The following is a 16,291-nucleotide window of genomic DNA, read 5'->3' as shown; positions in this document are numbered from 1 at the left end:
ACCGCCCCGGCTCCCGGATGGGGCGGTGCGATCGGCCCCCGGCCGATCCGACCGCCCCATCCGGAAGCCGGCTCAAAGGCGATCTCGCCGCCCCGGCGGAGCCGGGGCCAAAGACACAGCGATCTCGCACGCCCCGGCGGAGCCGGGGCCAACAACACAGAGGATCCGACCGCGATGACCGAATCGTCCCCGCTCGACCGGCTGCCGCGCGGTGCGCGCGTCGCGACGTGGAGTTTCTTCGCGCTCAACGGGTTCGCCGTCGGCATGTGGGTGGTCCACATCCCGGTCGTCGAGCGCGCCACGGGCATCTCGCACACCACGCTCGGCGCGCTCCTGCTGGTGCTCGGCGGCGCGGCCTTCGTCGGGATGCAGGTGTCCGGCCCGCTCGCCGACCGCTTCGGCCACCGCCGCGTGGTGCCCGCCGCCGGCGTGCTGCTGGGCCTCGCGCTCTTCCTGCCCGGGCTGGCCACCAGTTGGTGGGCGCTCGGGCTTTCTCTGGTGGTCTTCGGTTTCTTCAACGGCTCCCTCGACGTGGCCATGAACGCCCAGGCGGTGGTCGTCGAACGCGCCTATCCGCGTCCGATCATGGCGGCGTTCCACGCGATGTGGTCGATCGGTGGCGCGCTCGCCGCGGTGGTCGGGGCGGCGGTGCTGGGCACGGGCATTTCCACGGCCGTCACGCTCGGCGCCACCGGCGCGTTGTGCGTCGTCGCTTCGCTGGCCGCGGGTCGGCTCCTGCTCGACTCCGGCCGTCCCGGGCCGGTCGAAACCGGCCCCGCGCCGGTCACGCCGAGCCGGACCCCGTCGCGCGTGGTCTGGCTGCTCGGCGCGCTCGCGTTCGCGCTGATGCTCGCCGAGGGCGTCGCGAACGACTGGGCCGCGCTGCACCTGCAGGACGTGCTGGGTACGTCGGCGAGCACCGCCGCGCTCGCGTATGGCTCCTTCGCCGTGGCGATGACCGTCGGCCGCTTCGCCACCGACCGGGTCGCCGCGCTGGCCGGGCCGGTCGCGGTGGTGCGGTACGGCTCGGCGCTCGCGGCCGTCGGCCTCGCCACCGCGTCGCTGTCGCCCTGGGTGCCGCTCGCTCTGGTCGGCTGGGCGATCTTCGGCCTGGGTCTCGCGGGCGGCGTGCCGCAGCTGTTCACCGCGGCCGGCAACCTCGACACGCGGGCGTCGGGTGCGCTGATGGCGCGGGTCGTCGGACTCGGGTACGTCGGGCTGCTCGCCGGCCCCGCCCTCATCGGCGGGCTCACGCGGTGGATGCCGCTGAACGTCGCGTTCACGGTGCCGTTCGCGCTCTGCGTGGCCGCGGTGGTAGCGGCGCCGGTGATCGCGCCGCGGCAGGTCCGCGAACCGGCCGAAGTCGGCTGACGGCGCTCAGCCGCAGCGTTCGCCGCTGCGGACGTTGCCCCCGCCGACGAGTCTGAACACGCTGCCGTCCGGGGCGTCGCGCAGGCGCAGCGTGCACACGATCTGCGACACGGCCAAGGAAGACAGCGCCTGCACGTCGGTGGCCAGCTGCACGGTGATCTCCGACGCCGAGACCGTCACCGTGGCCGGCAGGGCGGTCTGCGGGACCTCGGTCGTGAAGCCGGACGCCTTCTCCGCGGTCGTCGGCCCTTGGACCAGCGCGTCGATCAGCGCGGAATCGGTCTGGTCCAGACCGGGGCGCTGGAGCCGGACGACCATGCCGTCGGCCACGAGGTAGATCGAGCTGACCGCCGGCGTGCCCGGCGCGGTGGACGACGGGCCGCTCGGCGCGGGGTCGCCGGAGATCGCGCCGCTCGGCTGCACGCCGCACGCGGTGGCGGCCAGTGCGATCAGCACGAGCGCCACGTACCCGAACGACCTGGTGGCGCGCCGGATCACGCCTCACCGCCCGGGTTCAGCGGGAGCCGCAGCGTGAAGATCGCACCGCCTTGCGGACGGTTGGCGGCGGTGAGCTCGCCGCCGTGCAGCTTGGCGTTCTCCCACGCGATCGCGAGCCCGAGTCCGCTGCCCTCGGAGCGGCTGCGTGCGGTGTCGGCTTTGTAGAAGCGGTCGAACACGTGGGGGAGCACCTCCTCCTTCAATCCCGGGCCCTCGTCGGTGACCTCGATCATGAGCGATTCCTCCGCCGCGCTCAACCTCAGCCGGACGGGCGGCGCTCCGTGGCGCAGCGCGTTGCCGACGAGGTTCGCGACGACCACGTCGAGCCGGCGCGGGTCGAGCCGCGCGCGGACACCCGTCGGCAGCTCCGTGGCCACCTCGCCGACCCAGCCGCGGGCGCGCAGGGTGGCGCCGATCGCCTCGGCGACGTCCACCTCGTCGAGCGCGAGCGATGCGGAACCGGAGTCGAAGCGGGTGACCTCGATGAGGTCGTTGACCAGCCGCGTGAGGTTGTGGGTCTCCTGGCTCACCAGCCGCACCGCGCGCCCGGCGATCTCGGGCAGGCCGGCGACCTCGGCCTCCAGCACCTCGGTGACCGCGGTCATCGCGGCGAGCGGGGTGCGCAGCTCGTGGGACACGTCGGCCACGAACCGCCGTGCGTCGGCCTCCATCCGTTCCAGCTCGCCGACGTGGTGCTGCAGCGACTCCGCGGTGGTGTTGAACGTCTTGCCGACCTCGGCGAGCTCGTCGGTGCCGTGGATGGTCAGGCGCGTATCCAGGTCGCCCTCGCCGAGGCGGTGCGCCGCGCGACGCAGCTCGCGCACCGGCCCGAGCACGCTGCGGGCAGCCGCGAGCGCCAGCAGCAGCGCCAGGACCACCGCGCCGGTGCCGGTCAGCCACGCGCTGCGGGCCAGCGTGGCGATGCTCTCGCTCTCGGCGTCCAGGGGCTGCAGCACGAAGACCTCGATCCCGGACGGATCCGTCTCGTGTGACTTGCTGGTCGTGAGCCGCAGCTGGGTGCCGATCAGCAGCCGGGTTTCGCCGCCGACGTCCACGCGCTGCCAGGCGATCTCGCCCCGCCCGACGATCTCCTTGACCTCGTCCGTGATCACGGACGAGGGCAGATCACCGCCGGAGACGCCGCCGGCGGTCACGAGCGCGTTGCCGGTCCGTCCGGAGATCGCGCCGGCGACGTGTTCGAGCTGGCCCTGGGACGGCTGGTCCACGGGCAGCGGGTAGAGCAGCTGGATGCGGCTGGTCAGCTCCCGCACCGCGTTGTCCTGGGTGTTCGTCAGGATGGTGTTGCGCGCGGTCCGGTACCCGAACCCGGCGACGGCGATGGTCGTGAGCACGCTCAGCAGCACGAACGCGAGCAGCAGCCGCGTGCGCAGGCCCCAGCCGGGCCAGAGCTTGCGGAACCGGGCGCCGGTCACAGGGGCCCGAAGCGATACCCGAAACCGCGCAGAGTCTGCACGTACACCGGGGCCGCGGCGTCGTCCTCGATCTTCGCGCGCAGCCGCTGCACGCACGCGTCGACGAGCCGCGAGTCTCCGAGGTAACCCTGGTCCCACACGGATTCCAGCAACTGCTGGCGGCTGAGCACCCGGCCCTGCGACGCGGACAGCTCCAGCAGCAGTCGCATCTCCGTGGGCGCGAGGCTGACGGGCCGGCCGTGCTTGCTCACGACGAGCCCGTCGCGGTCGATGGTGAGGTCGCCGTGGCGCTCGACCTCGGGTTTCGGCGTGCCCGCCTGGCGCTGCTCGCCGCCGGTGCGCCGCAGCACGGCCTTGATCCGGGCCTCGAGCACGCGCGGCTGGGCGGGCTTCACCACGTAGTCGTCGGCCCCGGCCTCGAGCCCGGCGACCACGTCGATGTCGTCGTTGCGCGCGGTGAGCATGATGATCGGCAGGTCACCGGTCGCGCGGATGCGCCGGCACACCTCGAACCCGTCCATCCCGGGCAGCATCAGGTCGAGCACGACGACATCGGCCGGGCCCGCGCTCAGCCGCGCGAGCCCTTCCTCTCCGCTTTCCACCGCGTCGACGGTGTGACCCTGGTAGGTCAGGGCGATCTGCAGGCCGTCTCGCACGGCCTGGTCGTCTTCGATCAACAGCACCCGGGGCATGTCTCCCACTATCGCAGCGCACTTCCGGGCCCGCCCGTCCGGATTCCCCGGACAGTCCACAGCGGACACCTCCCGAGAGGATCCGCGTCCGGTCTCATCGCGGGGTGCGCGGAATGTCATGGTTGCGTAACAGCCTCGTCCGTGCGGAGCTGTTACAAAACTGTCGGGGTCCGCGTACACGACTTCGACCGTCGGCGCACACGGGGCCGCGACCGTGGACACCATGACCGAACTGCTCCGCTCCCGTGCCTACGCCGTGGCTGCCCGGCTGGTGGCCGTGCTGCTGCTGCCGGTGGCTTTCGCGTGTTCGCCCCACCACGCTCGTCGGCTCGCCTGCCAGTGGGCGCTCGCGCTGCGCTACCCGGCGGAGGACCTGGCGGGCCTCACGGCCGCGGCGCGCGAGGCTTTCGTGGCGGCGCGCACCGACGCGTTCTGGTGCGACGGGCAGCTGATCGGCCTCACCTCCGGCCACCGCGACGCCGCCCGGCAGCACGCGATGTTCACCGCCGAGGTCCGGCGCACGGGTTCCGTGTGGGCGGCCCGCCGGCTCGTGCTCCCGCCCGAGGAGTCGGCCCACGTCGGCGGCTTCGCGCTCGACGTGCGGCCCACGGAAGGCGCGCAGTGGCTGGAACGCCACGGCGCGGCCTACCACCTGCACCGCCGCTACGACAACGAGTGGTGGCACTTCGAGTACCACGCCGACACACTGCCGATCCGCCTGCCGCACCCGGGCGCGGCCGTATTGGTCAGAACCGCCGGGTGAACGGCATCGGCTTGCGCATGCGGATCAGCAGGAACAGGGGCACGAGCACGTACCAGATGTTGAAGGCCAGGAACTTGACCGGATTGCCCGTGCGCATCGCCGGGTCGCCGAAGAACTCCACACCGAACACGACGACGCCGGTGAGCGTGACGATCATCGTCGCGTAGATCACGGCGAACAGCTGGATCCAGTTCTTGCCCGCGAGCAGGCACACGACGAGCACGACGTAGAACGGCATGTACACGAACGCCGAGAGCCCCGTGACGATCCGCATCCAGTCCGGCGGGTGCATGAAGAGGATGTCGGCGTCGTGGGCGTACCAGTAGTTGGAGTTCACGAAGAAGTTGTCCGACGGGCCCGAGAAGTCGACGCCCACGGTCGGCAGCAGGTCGCTGATGAGCGAGGTGATCGTGAACGCGGCGAACACGATCGCGAAGAAGATGTCGATCCCGCGTTGGCGCAGCGGCAGGTTCATAGGATGATCCTAAGCGGGCGGCTCGGGCGGTACTCGGGCAGTAGAGTGCGGGCATGAACGCGTTCCAGGTCTGCCTCTGCGTCTTCGCGGGCGTCTGCGCCCTGTGCTGGGTGCTCTCGGTGATCACGCGCGAGTACTCGTGGGTGGACCGGATCTGGTCCCTGGTGCCCGTGGCGTACGTCGCGATCTTCGCCGCCTTCGCAGGCTTCGCCGACGCGCGCCTCGACGTGATGTTCGTCTTGGTGCTTCTCTGGGGTTTGCGCCTCACCTTCAACTTCGCCCGCAAGGGCGGCTACGCCCGCGGCGGCGAGGACTACCGCTGGGTGGTGCTGCGCGGGAAGATGGCGCCCTGGCAGTTCCAGGTCTTCAACTTCTCCTTCATCACGATCTACCAGAACGCCATTCTGCTGCTGATCACGCTGCCGGCGTGGACGGCCTTGGAGTATCGGTCGCCGTTCGGTGTGGGTGATGTGATCGTGGCGGTGATCTTCGTCGCGTGCCTGGCGGGGGAGACGGTCGCGGATCAGCAGCAGTGGAACTTCCACCAGTGGAAGAAGCGCGAGCAGGACGCCGGGCGGGTGCCTTCGCCGCGGTTCCTGCAGAGTGGTCTGTTCCGGTACTCGCGGCACCCGAACTTCTTCTTCGAACAGGCCCAGTGGTGGCTGGTGTTCGTGTTCGGCGCCGTGGCCTTCGGTGGAATCCCCTGGACGATCGCGGGCGCGGTCCTGCTGACGCTGCTGTTCGTGGGATCGACGATCTTCACGGAGACCATCACGCGGGGACGGTACCCGGAGTACGCGGAATATCAGAAGCGGACTTCGGCTGTTGTGCCGTGGATTTCTCGGAGCCGGGTTCCGGTGGGCTGAGTTTCGTTCGCTTCGCCGGGGGCGTCAGCTCTCGCGTTCTTGCAATTGGTCGCGGTCGGCAGGGTTTCAGGTAGAGCTCGTTGATCCGCCGTTCGTTGGCGCAGTGCCGGATGGCGTGTTCGCGGAGCCGCAGTTCCGCGCGCTTGGCCGCCCGGTTGTGCTCGGCGGTCTGCTGCCGCGGCGCCGCGAGTCCCAGTGCCAGGGCGCCGCCGATGCCGACCACGATCGTCGCGACGGTGCGGATGCCGTCGAGCCGAGCGCGATCGGCGTCGGTGCGAGTGGCCCCGTTTCCCGGAAACGCGGGGCTCAGGCGAGTGACGCCAGGGCGAATGTCCTCAGTGGACACTCACTCCGTGAACCGAACCGCCAACCCGCCACCACCCGTTTGTGGCGCGCCCACAGGGCGGGCCGTCACCTGCGGCTGGTTCCGGTCAGGAGCCGGGCGCGGCGGAGTGGCGGGCGGCGGAGTGGTGGGCCGAGAGGAAGGCGGCGGCGTAACCGAAGAAGGCGGCGTCCCCACGACAGTAAACGTTGCGGTGGCCACGCGGCCGTCGGCGCAGGGGAAGGTGGCCGTGTAGGTGCCGGGGCGGGTGGTGGCGGTGCCGGTGCCGCCGACGCGGCCCCAGTTGCCGCCGGTGGTCCACTTGAGTGGGGCGGCGAAGCCGGGCGAGGTGACGGGGCCGGCTGGGTTGCAGCCGTTGCCTTGGGCGGCATACGTTTCCGCGTGCATTTCGCCGCCTGGCGCCACTTCCGAGGGCCAGAGGGACCAGCCGACGTCACCTGGTGCCGTGAGAGATGCGCTCAACAGGGCCGCGCCTGTGAGAAAGTCCGTGAACATGTCGTCCTCCCCGAGACTGTGTGCGGAACACGTTCGGGGAGGACGGGTGGTTGCCTCTAGCGGTCGTAGAAGTTCGACGGTGGTTCGTTCCACTGCTGCGTCGGGGCGTCAGGGCGCGGGGAGCGCTTGCGCCGGTGCAAAGTGCGTGCGTTGGCCGCCATGCTGTTCACCACGATGGCGATCACCAAGCCGATCACGAGGTTGATCGCGGCCGTCGCGTATTTGGCGCTCGTTTCGACCGTCAACGTCAGCGGCAGGACCACCGCGATGAGCGTCACGAGCACCATGATCCAGCCGAAGAACTGGCTGGGCGCGGGCGTCGCGACGCTCAGCAGGTGCATGAGGCCCGTGGCGAGCAGGGCGGCAAGAGCGGCGGCGAGCGCATACGCGGTGGTGCTGGCGCTGCCCCACGCGCCTTCGCCTTTGGGGGCGAGCACGGGGACGTCGAAGATGCCGCGGGCGATGAGCAGGCCGACGATGGCGACGAGCGCCGCCACCACAGCCGTGGCGACGCCGCCCGCCCACAGCCGCGCCGCGTCGATGCCGGGTCGGGCGTCCTGGTCGTACGGGTTCTGCGCCATCACGGATCCCTCCGTCAACGAAGCTGTCCCATTCGATTGTCGTCCTAAGCGGGCTCGTTCGCCTGCTCGAGTTTCGCGACGCGTCGCAAGCGGAAGGACAGGACGACGAGCATGATCCCGTACAGCAACGCGTAGATGCCCACGAGCAAGGCGATTCCGAACGCCCCCGCGATCGGGTGGATCAGCACCAGCACCCCCGCGATCACGGACACCGCGCCGGCCACGATCAGGAACCACTCGCCCGTGATCTGCTTGCGCAGGCGGATCGCGGCGACGATCTCGGCGACACCCGTGACCACCGCCCACGCCCCGACGAGAATCGCCAGCACGAGGATGGTCGCGCCGGGCCACACCAGCGCGATCACCCCCGCGGCGAGCCCGAGCAGACCCAGCAACGCGTACGCGAACCGGTGCGCGCCGTCGCCCGGGCGGAACGCCTGCATGAACGCACCCACAGCGTCCACGAGCGCGTAAATACCGAAAACGAGCGCCAGCGCCAGCACGGTGACGCCCGGCCAGATCAGGGCGATCACGCCGAACACCACCGCCAGCACACCACGCACGAGCACCAGCGGCCACGTCTGGCGCGGGTCCATGACGAGACCACCGACTCCAGCGGAGATGTGTGCGGACATTCTTGCCTCCCGAGCGCGACGCTGACCTGGGAAAACGTTAGCAGCGCGGGAAGATCCAAGCACCGCTTCGTTGTTCACCCGATCGGTGACGAAGTGTCCGAAGAGGACGTCAGAAGCTCACCGGCAGCCCGGCCAGCCGCCACGTGCCGGGGTCGGGCGCGCGCCGCACGTCGCCCAGGCGCAGCGCGGGAAAGCGCTCCAGCAACCCCCGCAACGCCACCTCCGCCTCCACGCGCGCGAGCGCCGCACCGAGGCAGAAGTGCGGCCCGTACGCGAACCCGAGGTGCCCTCCCTCGGTGCGGCGCACGTCGAGGCGGTCGGGATCGGTGAACACGCGCGGGTCGCGGTTCGCCGACGCGATCGCAGCCGACACCGGCTCGCCCGCCCGGATCGCCACGCCGTGCAGGGAAAGGTGCTCGGTGGCCTGCCGGGGAATCGTCAGCAGCTGAGGTCCGCACCACCGCATCAGCTCCTCGATCGCCGTCGGCCACAGTGAGGGTTCCGCGCGCAGCACGGCGAGCTGGTCCGGATGGGTGAGCAGGGCCTCGACGGCGTTGGCGACGAAGTTCGCCGGCGTCTGCCCCGCGAGCACGAGCTGCCAGACGAGGGTCACGAGCTCGGGTTCAGTGAGGCCTTCGGTCCCGGCCAGCAGTTCGAGGAACTCGCTCGCCGGCGGCGTGGTCAGGCCGCGCGCACCGTCGATGATGCCGGGCACCGCGGCCGCGAAGCTCTCGCCCGAGCCGGCGACCACGTTCTGGCCGTAGCCGTGCCAGCGCGGCCGATCCGCCTCGGGCACGCCGACGAGCTCGCAGATCACCTCCATCGGCAACGGCTGCGCGAACCCGGTCAGCAGGTCGGCGCCCTCGGCGGGAAGGCCGTCGAGCAGCTCGTCGACGATCGGCTCGATCCGCGGCCGGAAGTCCGCCGCACGGCGCGCCGTGAACGCGGGGGAGACGAGGCCGCGCAGCCGCCGGTGCTCGGCGCCTTCCATCTCCTGCATCGTCCGCAGGTACGGCCGGCAGTGCTCGGGCACGTCGAGCGCCTGGTAGCTGCCCGGGCCGAGCGCGAAGCGCGGGTCGGTGAGCATCGCCCGCGCGTCGGCGAGGCGGGTGACGACCCACAGCGGGCCGAAGCCGGGGCCGACGAGCTTGGCCACGGGGCCGTGCTCGCGGGCGGCGCCGTAGACGGCGAACGGGTCGCGGTGGACCGCGGGGTCGGTCAGGTCGATCTCGGGGACGTCGGTCACGGGCACTCCTCATTCTGGATGTTGAAATCAGATGGTCTCATCATATGTACCCGAGCGCTATCGTGACCAGCAAGGGAGCACGAGGAGGACGATGGCCCGGCTGACCAGAGCGGAGGCTCAGGAGCTCAACCGCGCGAAGGTGCTCGACGCCGCGCGCGACGAGTTCACCGAGCGTGGCTTCCGCGAGGCGAAGATCGACGTGATCGCCGAACGCGCCGAGCTCACCCGCGGCGCCGTCTACTCGAACTTCCCCGGCAAGCGCGCGCTGTACTTCGCCGTGCTCGCGGAGGAGGCCGAGCGCGTCGCCGCCGAGCCCCCGGCCTCGGAACCTGGACTCACGGCCTCGGAGGCCCTGGGCGCCCTCGCCCGCGCCTGGGTCGCGCGCCTGCCGCTCGCCACCGACCCCGGCCCACGTCTCGGCGTGGACCTGGGGCCGGAGATCCTCGCCGACGAGCTCACCCACCGCCCGTACGCCCAGCTCTTGCGCTTCGAAGCCGTGGTCCTCGGCCTGGCCCTCGAACGGCTCGCCCCGTCCGCGGGCCGCCTCGTCCGCGTCGCCGAACTCGCGCTGACCACGTTGCACGGCGCCACCGGCCTCGCCGCGGCCGCGCCGGGCTTCGGCGAACCGTTCAACGTCGTGCGCGCGTGCGAAGCCCTGCCCGCCCTGGGGCTGGCCGACACGTGGCCCGCGGTCCCGCCGATCGTGGCGCACGCGCAGCCGGTGGACGAACCTTGGGTTCCGCCCGCGGCCTTCGACTCACTGCGGTCGCGGGCGGCCGAGCTGTCCGGTGACGGTGTCGTCGCGATCCTCGGCCTGCACCGGCTTTCCGCCGCGGAGGAGGCCGTCCGCGCCGCACCTGCGGACGCTGCGGTGACAGTCGCCGTGGTGACGGGTTCGGCGCCGGAGCTGGCGCCGTTGACGCACCTCGCGCTGGCGGAGCTGCGTGGTCACCTGCGCCGGGCTTTTCCGGCTTCGGCGTGGCCGCGCCTGCAGGTGCTGCGCGACGACTCCGGCGCGATCGCGTCGGCGGCCGGGGTTTCGGCGGTGAGCGATGCGACCGAAACGGCCGTGCGGATCACCTCGAGCCGCGTCGTGCGTCGCGCCGAAGGCTTCGGCGCCTGCCACGCCGCGGCGACGGGCTGAAAGAAAACCGGGCCGCCAGTCCGAAAAGGACTGACGGCCCGGTTGTCCGGAAACGACACTCAGCCGATCTTGTAGCTGTACGGCAGCGTCGCGATCACTTCACCGGTGCCGACCTGCGGGAGGCCCGTCACGCCGGTCGGGAGGGTCGGCACGGTCACCAGGTTGAGGTGGCCGGTCACCGACTCGCCGCGCTTGCCCGAGGGCGTGATCGTCACGGTGACGGTCACCGTCTGGCCCGGCTGGACGAGCAGCGGCGTGCCGCCCGTGCCGTTGGGGTCGACGGACTGGTCGTACGGGTCGCCGGTGGACGAGCTCACCGCGGCGTCGAAGCCCGCCGTCTTGATCGACGCCGTGTAAGAGGCGTGGCCGGCCGGGGCGCCCGACGGGCCGAACGGGCCCATCTCCTGGACGCTGGCGAACCAGATGCCCTTCGTGACGTAGCCCTGCTTCTCGCCGATCGTCGCGACGGACACGGTGCTGCCGGCCTGCGCGGCCTTCAGGTCACCGAGCACGTCGATGCCCGCGGCCGAGCCCTGCAGCTCCACCTGAGCCGGCACCGACGACGACGTCGCGACGGTGAACTTGCTCGTGTCCGGCGGGATCGAGTAGATCGGCGCGTTGGCGCCGACCTCGGGCAGGTCGACGTCGGTCGAGCCCTGGATGGGCTGCGGCTGCAGGGTCTGCTGCGCGTTGGTCCGCGCGTCCACGCCGATCGCGATCGGCTCGACGCCCGTGTTGCGGACCGTCACCGGCACCTTGACGGCCTGGCCGGCGGCCAGCTTCTTCGAGGCCGAGTTCGGCAGCGCGGGAGCGCTCACCACGACCTGGTCGAAGCCCACCGTGCCGGTGAACGGCTGGTCGATCTGCTTGCCCGTCACCGGGTTCTGCACCACGACCACGAAGTGCCAGCGGCCCGCCAGCGGGTTCGCGTCCGTGAGCTGCAGCGTGGTGCCCTGCGACAGCTGGTTCGCGGAGCTGAGGAACACGTTGCTGTTCACGTCGGCGAGCTCACCGTTCGGGTCCACGAGCACACCGTCGATGACGGTGCCCGGATCCTGCAGCTGCACCGCGACGTCGAGGTCCTTCTTGCCCTTGGGCACGTCGAACTCGTACGAGAACGTCTGTGCCGGCGAGACGGCCCGCGCGTTGCCGCCCGTGATCGTGCCGCCGAAGGAACCCTTGCCGTTCTTGGTCGGGACCAGTGCGCGCAGCACGGCGGACACGGTCGTCTGGTGGCCGTCGGAGCTGCCGAACGTGATCGAGTAGTCCGCGTCGCCGCCCGTCGCCGGGGTCTGCAGCGAGACCTTGACCGGCTTGGTCTGGCCCGGCTTCAGCGTCAGCACGCCCGGCGAGACCTGGCCGTACGGGATCGCCCGCTGAGTGGAGGTGGCGAGCTGGATGTTGCCGCTGTAGCCGGTCGGGCCACCCGCCGAGTACAGCACCGCGGTCCACGTGCCCGCGACCGGGCGTGTGACGTCCACATTGGCGTAGTTCGCCGTGGCCGCGCCACCCTGCGGGCGGCTGTTGGCCACGAACGTGCCGTCCGGCGCCAGCAGCGACACGCGCACGACCGGGGTCACCGACTGGCCGTTCACGGTCTTCGGGCTGCCCTGCCACGCCATCCGCGCGAGCAGGCGCTGCGCACCGGCCGGCACCGAGAAGGTGACCTTCTTGTACGCCCAGTCCGTGCCGTTGTAGTACGGGAACGTCGGCAGCTTCGTCGAGTCGAACGCGGTGGTCTGCGTCTGCGCCGAAAGCGGTGCGAGCGAGCGCGTGCCCGCCGTGACCGTCAGCGTCTTGGTGCCGACGTTGGTCACGTTGACGGTGGCCTTCTGCGTGCTGCCCGGCGCGCCTTCCAGCGTGAGCTGGTCGGCGGACAGGGCGATGTTCGACGAGACACCCGCCGGGGCACCGGAAGTGCCGGGCGAGGTCAGCGCCGCTTCCACGGCCGCGCGCGCATCGAGTAGGCCGGAGCCCTGCTCGTCGGCGGGCAGGCCGAGGTCACGCGTGGTGCCGGTGATGAACTGCTTCACCTGCGCGGGCGTCGGCGACGCGCCGTGGTGCGTGCCGCGGTAGGCCTGGATCACCAGCGCGGCGACACCCGCGGTCAGCGGGGCCGACTCGCTGGTGCCACCGAAGGATTCGAGGTCCGTCGGCTGCGGCACCGTCTGGAAGTTGCGGCATTCGGCATACGCGGGCGCGCAGTCGGCCCAGTTGCCCTCACCCGGGGCGACCAGGTCGATGGTGCGCCCGTTCTGCGTGATGCCCGACGACGACAGCGCGGAGATGTTGTCGCTCGTCCACTTCCCGTTGGAGAACGGGAAAGCCGCGTAGGTGGTCTGCGCGTAGAGCCGGTTGTCCGTGGTCGCGCCGGCGGAGATCACCAGCGGGTCGGTGGCCGGGCTGCCGATGGTCGACGTGATGCCCGCGTCGCCGCTGGAGGCGGTGACGGTGACGCCCGCGGCCACGGCCTCGTCGTTGAACACCTGGAACAGGTTGCGCGAGCTCGCGTCCGGGTACTGGTTCAGACCCAGCGACTCGTTGATCACGTCGACGTGGTCCACGGTCACCGCGTAGTCGATCGCCTGCAGCACCGCGGAGTTCGTGGCGGTGGAGCCGAACACGTTGAGCCCCACCAGGCTCGCGCCCGGCGAAACGCCCTTCACCACGATGTTGCAGCCCGCGGGCAGCGGGTGCTTCTCGTTCACGAACTTCGACAGGTCGTGCACCACCACGCCCTGCGCGGCGATGGACGACGCGTCGCCGAACGCCTCGGCGCCCGAGTCGGTCGTGGCGGGACCGTCGCCGGAGAAGTCCTGGTAGTCGGAGAAGACGTGCGAACCGTCGGGACGGATGAAGTCCGCGTAGTTCGGGTCCATGTTGTCCGCGAGGAACGCGACCTTCACGCCCGAGCCGTCGGCGAGGTCCGAAGCGGCCTTGGACCCGTCGGTGCTGTACGCGTGGATCGAGGTCAGCGCCTCGGGCTCCAGCAACGGCTTCGCCGGGTCGGTCGGGCAGATCGCGTTCGGGTCCTGGTTCTGCGCCGTGCCGCCGCCGGCCTTGGGTGCGCCGGCGTCCGCGTTCTTGCCCGCGGGGTTCGCGTCGGGCAGCGTGACTTTGCTGTCCGGCAGCACCTGCGCCACGGCCGGGTCGGCCGCCAGCTGCGCCGCCTGGTCCGGCGTCACCGTGGCGGAGAACGCGTTGCCCAGCGCGAAGTGCTTGACCTTGGCCGGCGCCGTGCCGGCCAGCTTGGCCAGTACCGACTCCTGCTGCTGGGTCGCCTTGGCCCGCCGGGTTCCCGAAGCCGCCTTGGTGGCCGGCGCGTCGGGCAGCTGGTCCTTGAGGACCACGATCACCGATTGCGGTGCGCTGCTCGCCTGAGCGGTGGGCGCGGCGACGGCGGCCTGACTGCCGAGCTGGGTGACCCCGGCCAGTGCCAGACCGCCTGTCGCGGCTATTACGAGCGCGCGAACGGATCGCGAGGAACGCCGCATGTGCAGCTCCCACTTCCTTCTCGAAGGGTTCGAAAGTTACCGGCCCCGACGAAATCGAGCACAGCCGTGCCGGCCCGATTTCCCATGCCGGAGAACTATTTCGCGCACCTCGACGATCCACAAGCGACAATAGTGGTGAAGAAATCCACGCAAATGGGACACCATTTCCGGAATGCCCGGAATCGGTGTCCCATTTGTCGGTGAAGCGAATTCCCGCTCAGGTCACGGGAAGGTGACTACGGGAGTTTCGGGCAACCGTGAGTGTCCCCGCGAACGCGATCACGGCGAGGCAGCCGAGCAACATCGGGTAGCTCGCGAACCCGCTGAGCGCCGCGAGCAGCGACGGCAACAGGAAGCCGATGTAGGCCAGCGCGTAGTAGACCCCGGTCAGCTGGGCGATTTCCTCGGGCCGCGCGAGCCGTTGCAGCTCCAGCAGTCCGGACACCACGACGATGCCGTACGCGGTCCCGAGCACCACGGCCGTGAGCAGCGCGAGCCACGGCGAACGCAGATCCGCGGCGACGGCGGCGAGGACCAGACCAGTGCACATCACGGCCATTCCGGTGAGCACCGCGCGGGCGCTGGTGGTCCGGTCCACGCGTTTGGCGATCGGCTGAATCCCCACGCCCGCGCCGATCGCGCACACCGTCAGCAGCGTTGAGTAGGCGAGTGACCACGAACCGAGTTTGTCCTGCACGAGTTGCGGCATGATCGCGTACGCGACGCCGCACGAGCCGAAGATCCACGGCGCCATCGGCAGGATGATCCGGCGGAACCGCGGGTGCCGGGTCGTCACGGGCAGCCGGCTCAGCGCCGGCTTGCGGCTTTCGAGGCCGAGCGTTTCCGGGCTGCGCGGAATGAACGGGAGAGCCAGCAGCGCCAGTCCGATGTGGACGGCGAACGGCAGCACCATCGGCCACGGCCCCCACTGCGCCAGTACCCCGGCCGCGCCGGGTCCGATGCCGAGCCCGAGCGTGAGGCACAGGGCCGCGCGCCGGGTGCCGACGTCGGCCGCGCCGCGCGGGTCGGCGTCGGCGAGCTCCTTGATCCACGTGGAGCCCACGGCCATCGCGGCCGCCACGGCCACGCCGGTGAGGAACCGGCCCGCGGCGATCCAGCCGGCGCCTTCCGGGCCGAGCGCGATGAGCACGCTCGCGAGCAGTGACAGCACGGTGCCGGCGAGCATCACGGGCCGGCGACCGTAGCGATTGGACAGTCCACCCGAGAGCAACAGTCCGGGCACCAGCCCGACCACGTAGGCGCCCAGCAGCGCGTCGACGGTGAAGGTGGAGTAGCCGGCTTCCTTGTACATCACCAGGAGCGGCGTGAACTGGTTGCCGCCCCAGCCGACCACGAACACCGCCGCGGCGGCGCCGAACCAGGCCGGGCGCGCGGTGGCAGCCTGGGGTAGTGGGGTGCTTTCGGCGGTGGCGGTCATCGGCGGTGCACCAGGTCCAGGTGGGCGCGCAGCGCCGGGCCGAACGCGTCGCCGTCGGCGCGCTCGATGATGCCGAGCAGGTCCTCGTGTTCACGCAGCACCACGGGCAGCACATCCGGGATCGGGCGCAGCGCATGGACGTTCATCCGGCGCTGGCGATCGGCGAGCGTGGCGTAGAAGTCGAGCAGCAACGAGTTGCCGCCGGCCGCGACGATGGTGCGGTGGAACAGTTCGTCTGCTTCGGCGAACCCGTGCAGGTCACCGGAGTCGGCGTGGCCGCGCTGGGTGTCCAGCACCCCGCGCAGCTGCGCTAGCGCGTCCGGGATGAGGTCGGGCCGGCGCACGAGGCGGCGCACGGCCGCGCCCTCCACAGCCTCCCGCGCGTCGAGCACGTCCTCGGCCTCGCCCGGCGGCACGGGCACCACCACGGCGCCGCGCTTCGGGATCAGGTTGAGGAACCCCTCGACCTGCAGGCGCAGGAACGCCTCGCGCACGGGCGTGCGGCTCACCCCGAGCCGCTCGGCGATCTCCCCTTCGCTGAACAGGTGCCCACCGGGGAGCTCGCCCGTGAGGACGAGCTCCTTCGTGAGCCGGTACGCGCGGTCGGCAGCGCCGGGCGCGGTGTACTTGGCAGGTGTCACACAGGCGAAGCTAGCATGCGTCCAAGCTTGTATCTAAGGTCTTGTGACCTGCGGCTCATCTCCTCGAGCGGTGGGCTCAAGCGCCCCAATGTGGCGTGGGGGGGGGGGAAACCACCACAACACCACAAATGGTTGGGGAAAAGAACCAAAACCACAAATTGCGGGGGGGGGGTTAA

The 16,291-nt window shown here is 71.0% G+C and carries 14 protein-coding genes; 4 read left to right on the top strand and 10 right to left on the bottom strand.

Going from position 1 to position 16,291, the window contains the following annotated elements:
• Nucleotides 1-174: 174 nt before the first annotated feature.
• Nucleotides 175-1,371, top strand: coding sequence for an MFS transporter (locus ABZU76_RS50910; protein WP_354885540.1), 1,197 nt, complete (start codon nucleotides 175-177; stop codon nucleotides 1,369-1,371).
• A 6-nt stretch (nucleotides 1,372-1,377) separates the two neighbouring features.
• On the opposite strand, the gene ABZU76_RS50905 is transcribed toward ABZU76_RS50910, so the two are convergent.
• Genes ABZU76_RS50905 through ABZU76_RS50895 form a run of 3 tightly spaced genes read right to left on the bottom strand, consistent with a single transcriptional unit; the run spans nucleotide 1,378 to nucleotide 3,994 of the window.
• The gene (locus ABZU76_RS50905; RefSeq protein ID WP_354885537.1) at nucleotides 1,378-1,869 is read right to left on the bottom strand and encodes a hypothetical protein; all 492 of its coding nucleotides are present in this window, start codon (nucleotides 1,867-1,869) and stop codon (nucleotides 1,378-1,380) included.
• Nucleotides 1,866-3,302, bottom strand: a complete 1,437-nt coding sequence (locus ABZU76_RS50900; RefSeq protein ID WP_354885534.1) for a HAMP domain-containing sensor histidine kinase — start codon at nucleotides 3,300-3,302, stop codon at nucleotides 1,866-1,868. Before ABZU76_RS50900 ends, ABZU76_RS50905 begins: the two co-directional genes overlap by 4 nt.
• A complete protein-coding gene (locus tag ABZU76_RS50895) occupies nucleotides 3,299-3,994 on the bottom strand; it encodes a response regulator transcription factor (protein ID WP_354885531.1) in 696 nt (231 codons plus the stop codon). The genes ABZU76_RS50900 and ABZU76_RS50895 overlap by 4 nt, the downstream gene beginning before the upstream one ends.
• 223 nt (nucleotides 3,995-4,217) lie before the next feature.
• On the opposite strand from ABZU76_RS50895, the gene ABZU76_RS50890 reads away from it, so the two are divergent.
• Nucleotides 4,218-4,757 (top strand): D-alanyl-D-alanine carboxypeptidase, encoded by a 540-nt coding sequence (locus ABZU76_RS50890; protein ID WP_354885528.1) that lies wholly within the window; start codon nucleotides 4,218-4,220, stop codon nucleotides 4,755-4,757.
• Here the strand turns inward: ABZU76_RS50890 and ABZU76_RS50885 are convergent.
• On the bottom strand, nucleotides 4,741-5,232 hold the full coding sequence (locus tag ABZU76_RS50885; RefSeq protein ID WP_354885525.1) for an emopamil-binding family protein: 492 nt from the start codon (nucleotides 5,230-5,232) through the stop codon (nucleotides 4,741-4,743). The genes ABZU76_RS50890 and ABZU76_RS50885 overlap by 17 nt on opposite strands.
• Nucleotides 5,233-5,285: 53 nt before the next feature.
• On the opposite strand from ABZU76_RS50885, the gene ABZU76_RS50880 reads away from it, so the two are divergent.
• Nucleotides 5,286-6,098 carry a DUF1295 domain-containing protein gene (locus ABZU76_RS50880; RefSeq protein ID WP_354885522.1) on the top strand — a complete coding sequence of 271 codons (813 nt, stop codon included), beginning with the start codon at nucleotides 5,286-5,288 and terminating at the stop codon, nucleotides 6,096-6,098.
• An 894-nt stretch (nucleotides 6,099-6,992) separates the two neighbouring features.
• Here the strand turns inward: ABZU76_RS50880 and ABZU76_RS50875 are convergent.
• The 3 genes from ABZU76_RS50875 to ABZU76_RS50865 all read right to left on the bottom strand — a co-directional run bounded on the left by ABZU76_RS50875 (nucleotide 6,993) and on the right by ABZU76_RS50865 (nucleotide 9,398).
• The gene (locus ABZU76_RS50875; RefSeq protein ID WP_354885519.1) at nucleotides 6,993-7,517 is read right to left on the bottom strand and encodes a DUF6069 family protein; all 525 of its coding nucleotides are present in this window, start codon (nucleotides 7,515-7,517) and stop codon (nucleotides 6,993-6,995) included.
• A 44-nt stretch (nucleotides 7,518-7,561) separates the two neighbouring features.
• The gene (locus ABZU76_RS50870) at nucleotides 7,562-8,152 is read right to left on the bottom strand and encodes an HdeD family acid-resistance protein (RefSeq protein ID WP_354885517.1); all 591 of its coding nucleotides are present in this window, start codon (nucleotides 8,150-8,152) and stop codon (nucleotides 7,562-7,564) included.
• Nucleotides 8,153-8,261: 109 nt separating this feature from the next.
• Nucleotides 8,262-9,398, bottom strand: a complete 1,137-nt coding sequence (locus ABZU76_RS50865; RefSeq protein WP_354885514.1) for a cytochrome P450 — start codon at nucleotides 9,396-9,398, stop codon at nucleotides 8,262-8,264.
• Nucleotides 9,399-9,489: 91 nt separating this feature from the next.
• Here ABZU76_RS50865 and ABZU76_RS50860 point away from each other — a divergent pair, with 91 nt between their 5' ends.
• Nucleotides 9,490-10,542, top strand: a complete 1,053-nt coding sequence (locus tag ABZU76_RS50860; RefSeq protein WP_354885512.1) for a TetR family transcriptional regulator — start codon at nucleotides 9,490-9,492, stop codon at nucleotides 10,540-10,542.
• 59 nt (nucleotides 10,543-10,601) lie between these two features.
• Here ABZU76_RS50860 and ABZU76_RS50855 read toward each other — a convergent pair whose 3' ends face one another.
• From ABZU76_RS50855 to ABZU76_RS50845, 3 genes are all read right to left on the bottom strand, one after another.
• Entirely contained in the window at nucleotides 10,602-14,036 is a 3,435-nt protein-coding gene (locus ABZU76_RS50855) for a S8 family serine peptidase (RefSeq protein WP_354885509.1), read from the bottom strand.
• A gap of 217 nt (nucleotides 14,037-14,253) precedes the next feature.
• Nucleotides 14,254-15,474, bottom strand: a complete 1,221-nt coding sequence (locus ABZU76_RS50850) for an MFS transporter (protein WP_354885506.1) — start codon at nucleotides 15,472-15,474, stop codon at nucleotides 14,254-14,256.
• Entirely contained in the window at nucleotides 15,471-16,115 is a 645-nt protein-coding gene (locus tag ABZU76_RS50845) for a GntR family transcriptional regulator (RefSeq protein WP_354885503.1), read from the bottom strand. Before ABZU76_RS50845 ends, ABZU76_RS50850 begins: the two co-directional genes overlap by 4 nt.
• Nucleotides 16,116-16,291: the final 176 nt, after the last annotated feature.

It is taken from the genome of Amycolatopsis sp. NPDC005232, from assembly GCF_040607795.1.
Taxonomy (GTDB): domain Bacteria; phylum Actinomycetota; class Actinomycetes; order Mycobacteriales; family Pseudonocardiaceae; genus Amycolatopsis.
Note: the sequence above shows the minus strand (reverse complement) of the source record. Positions and strands in the feature narration are given on the sequence as shown.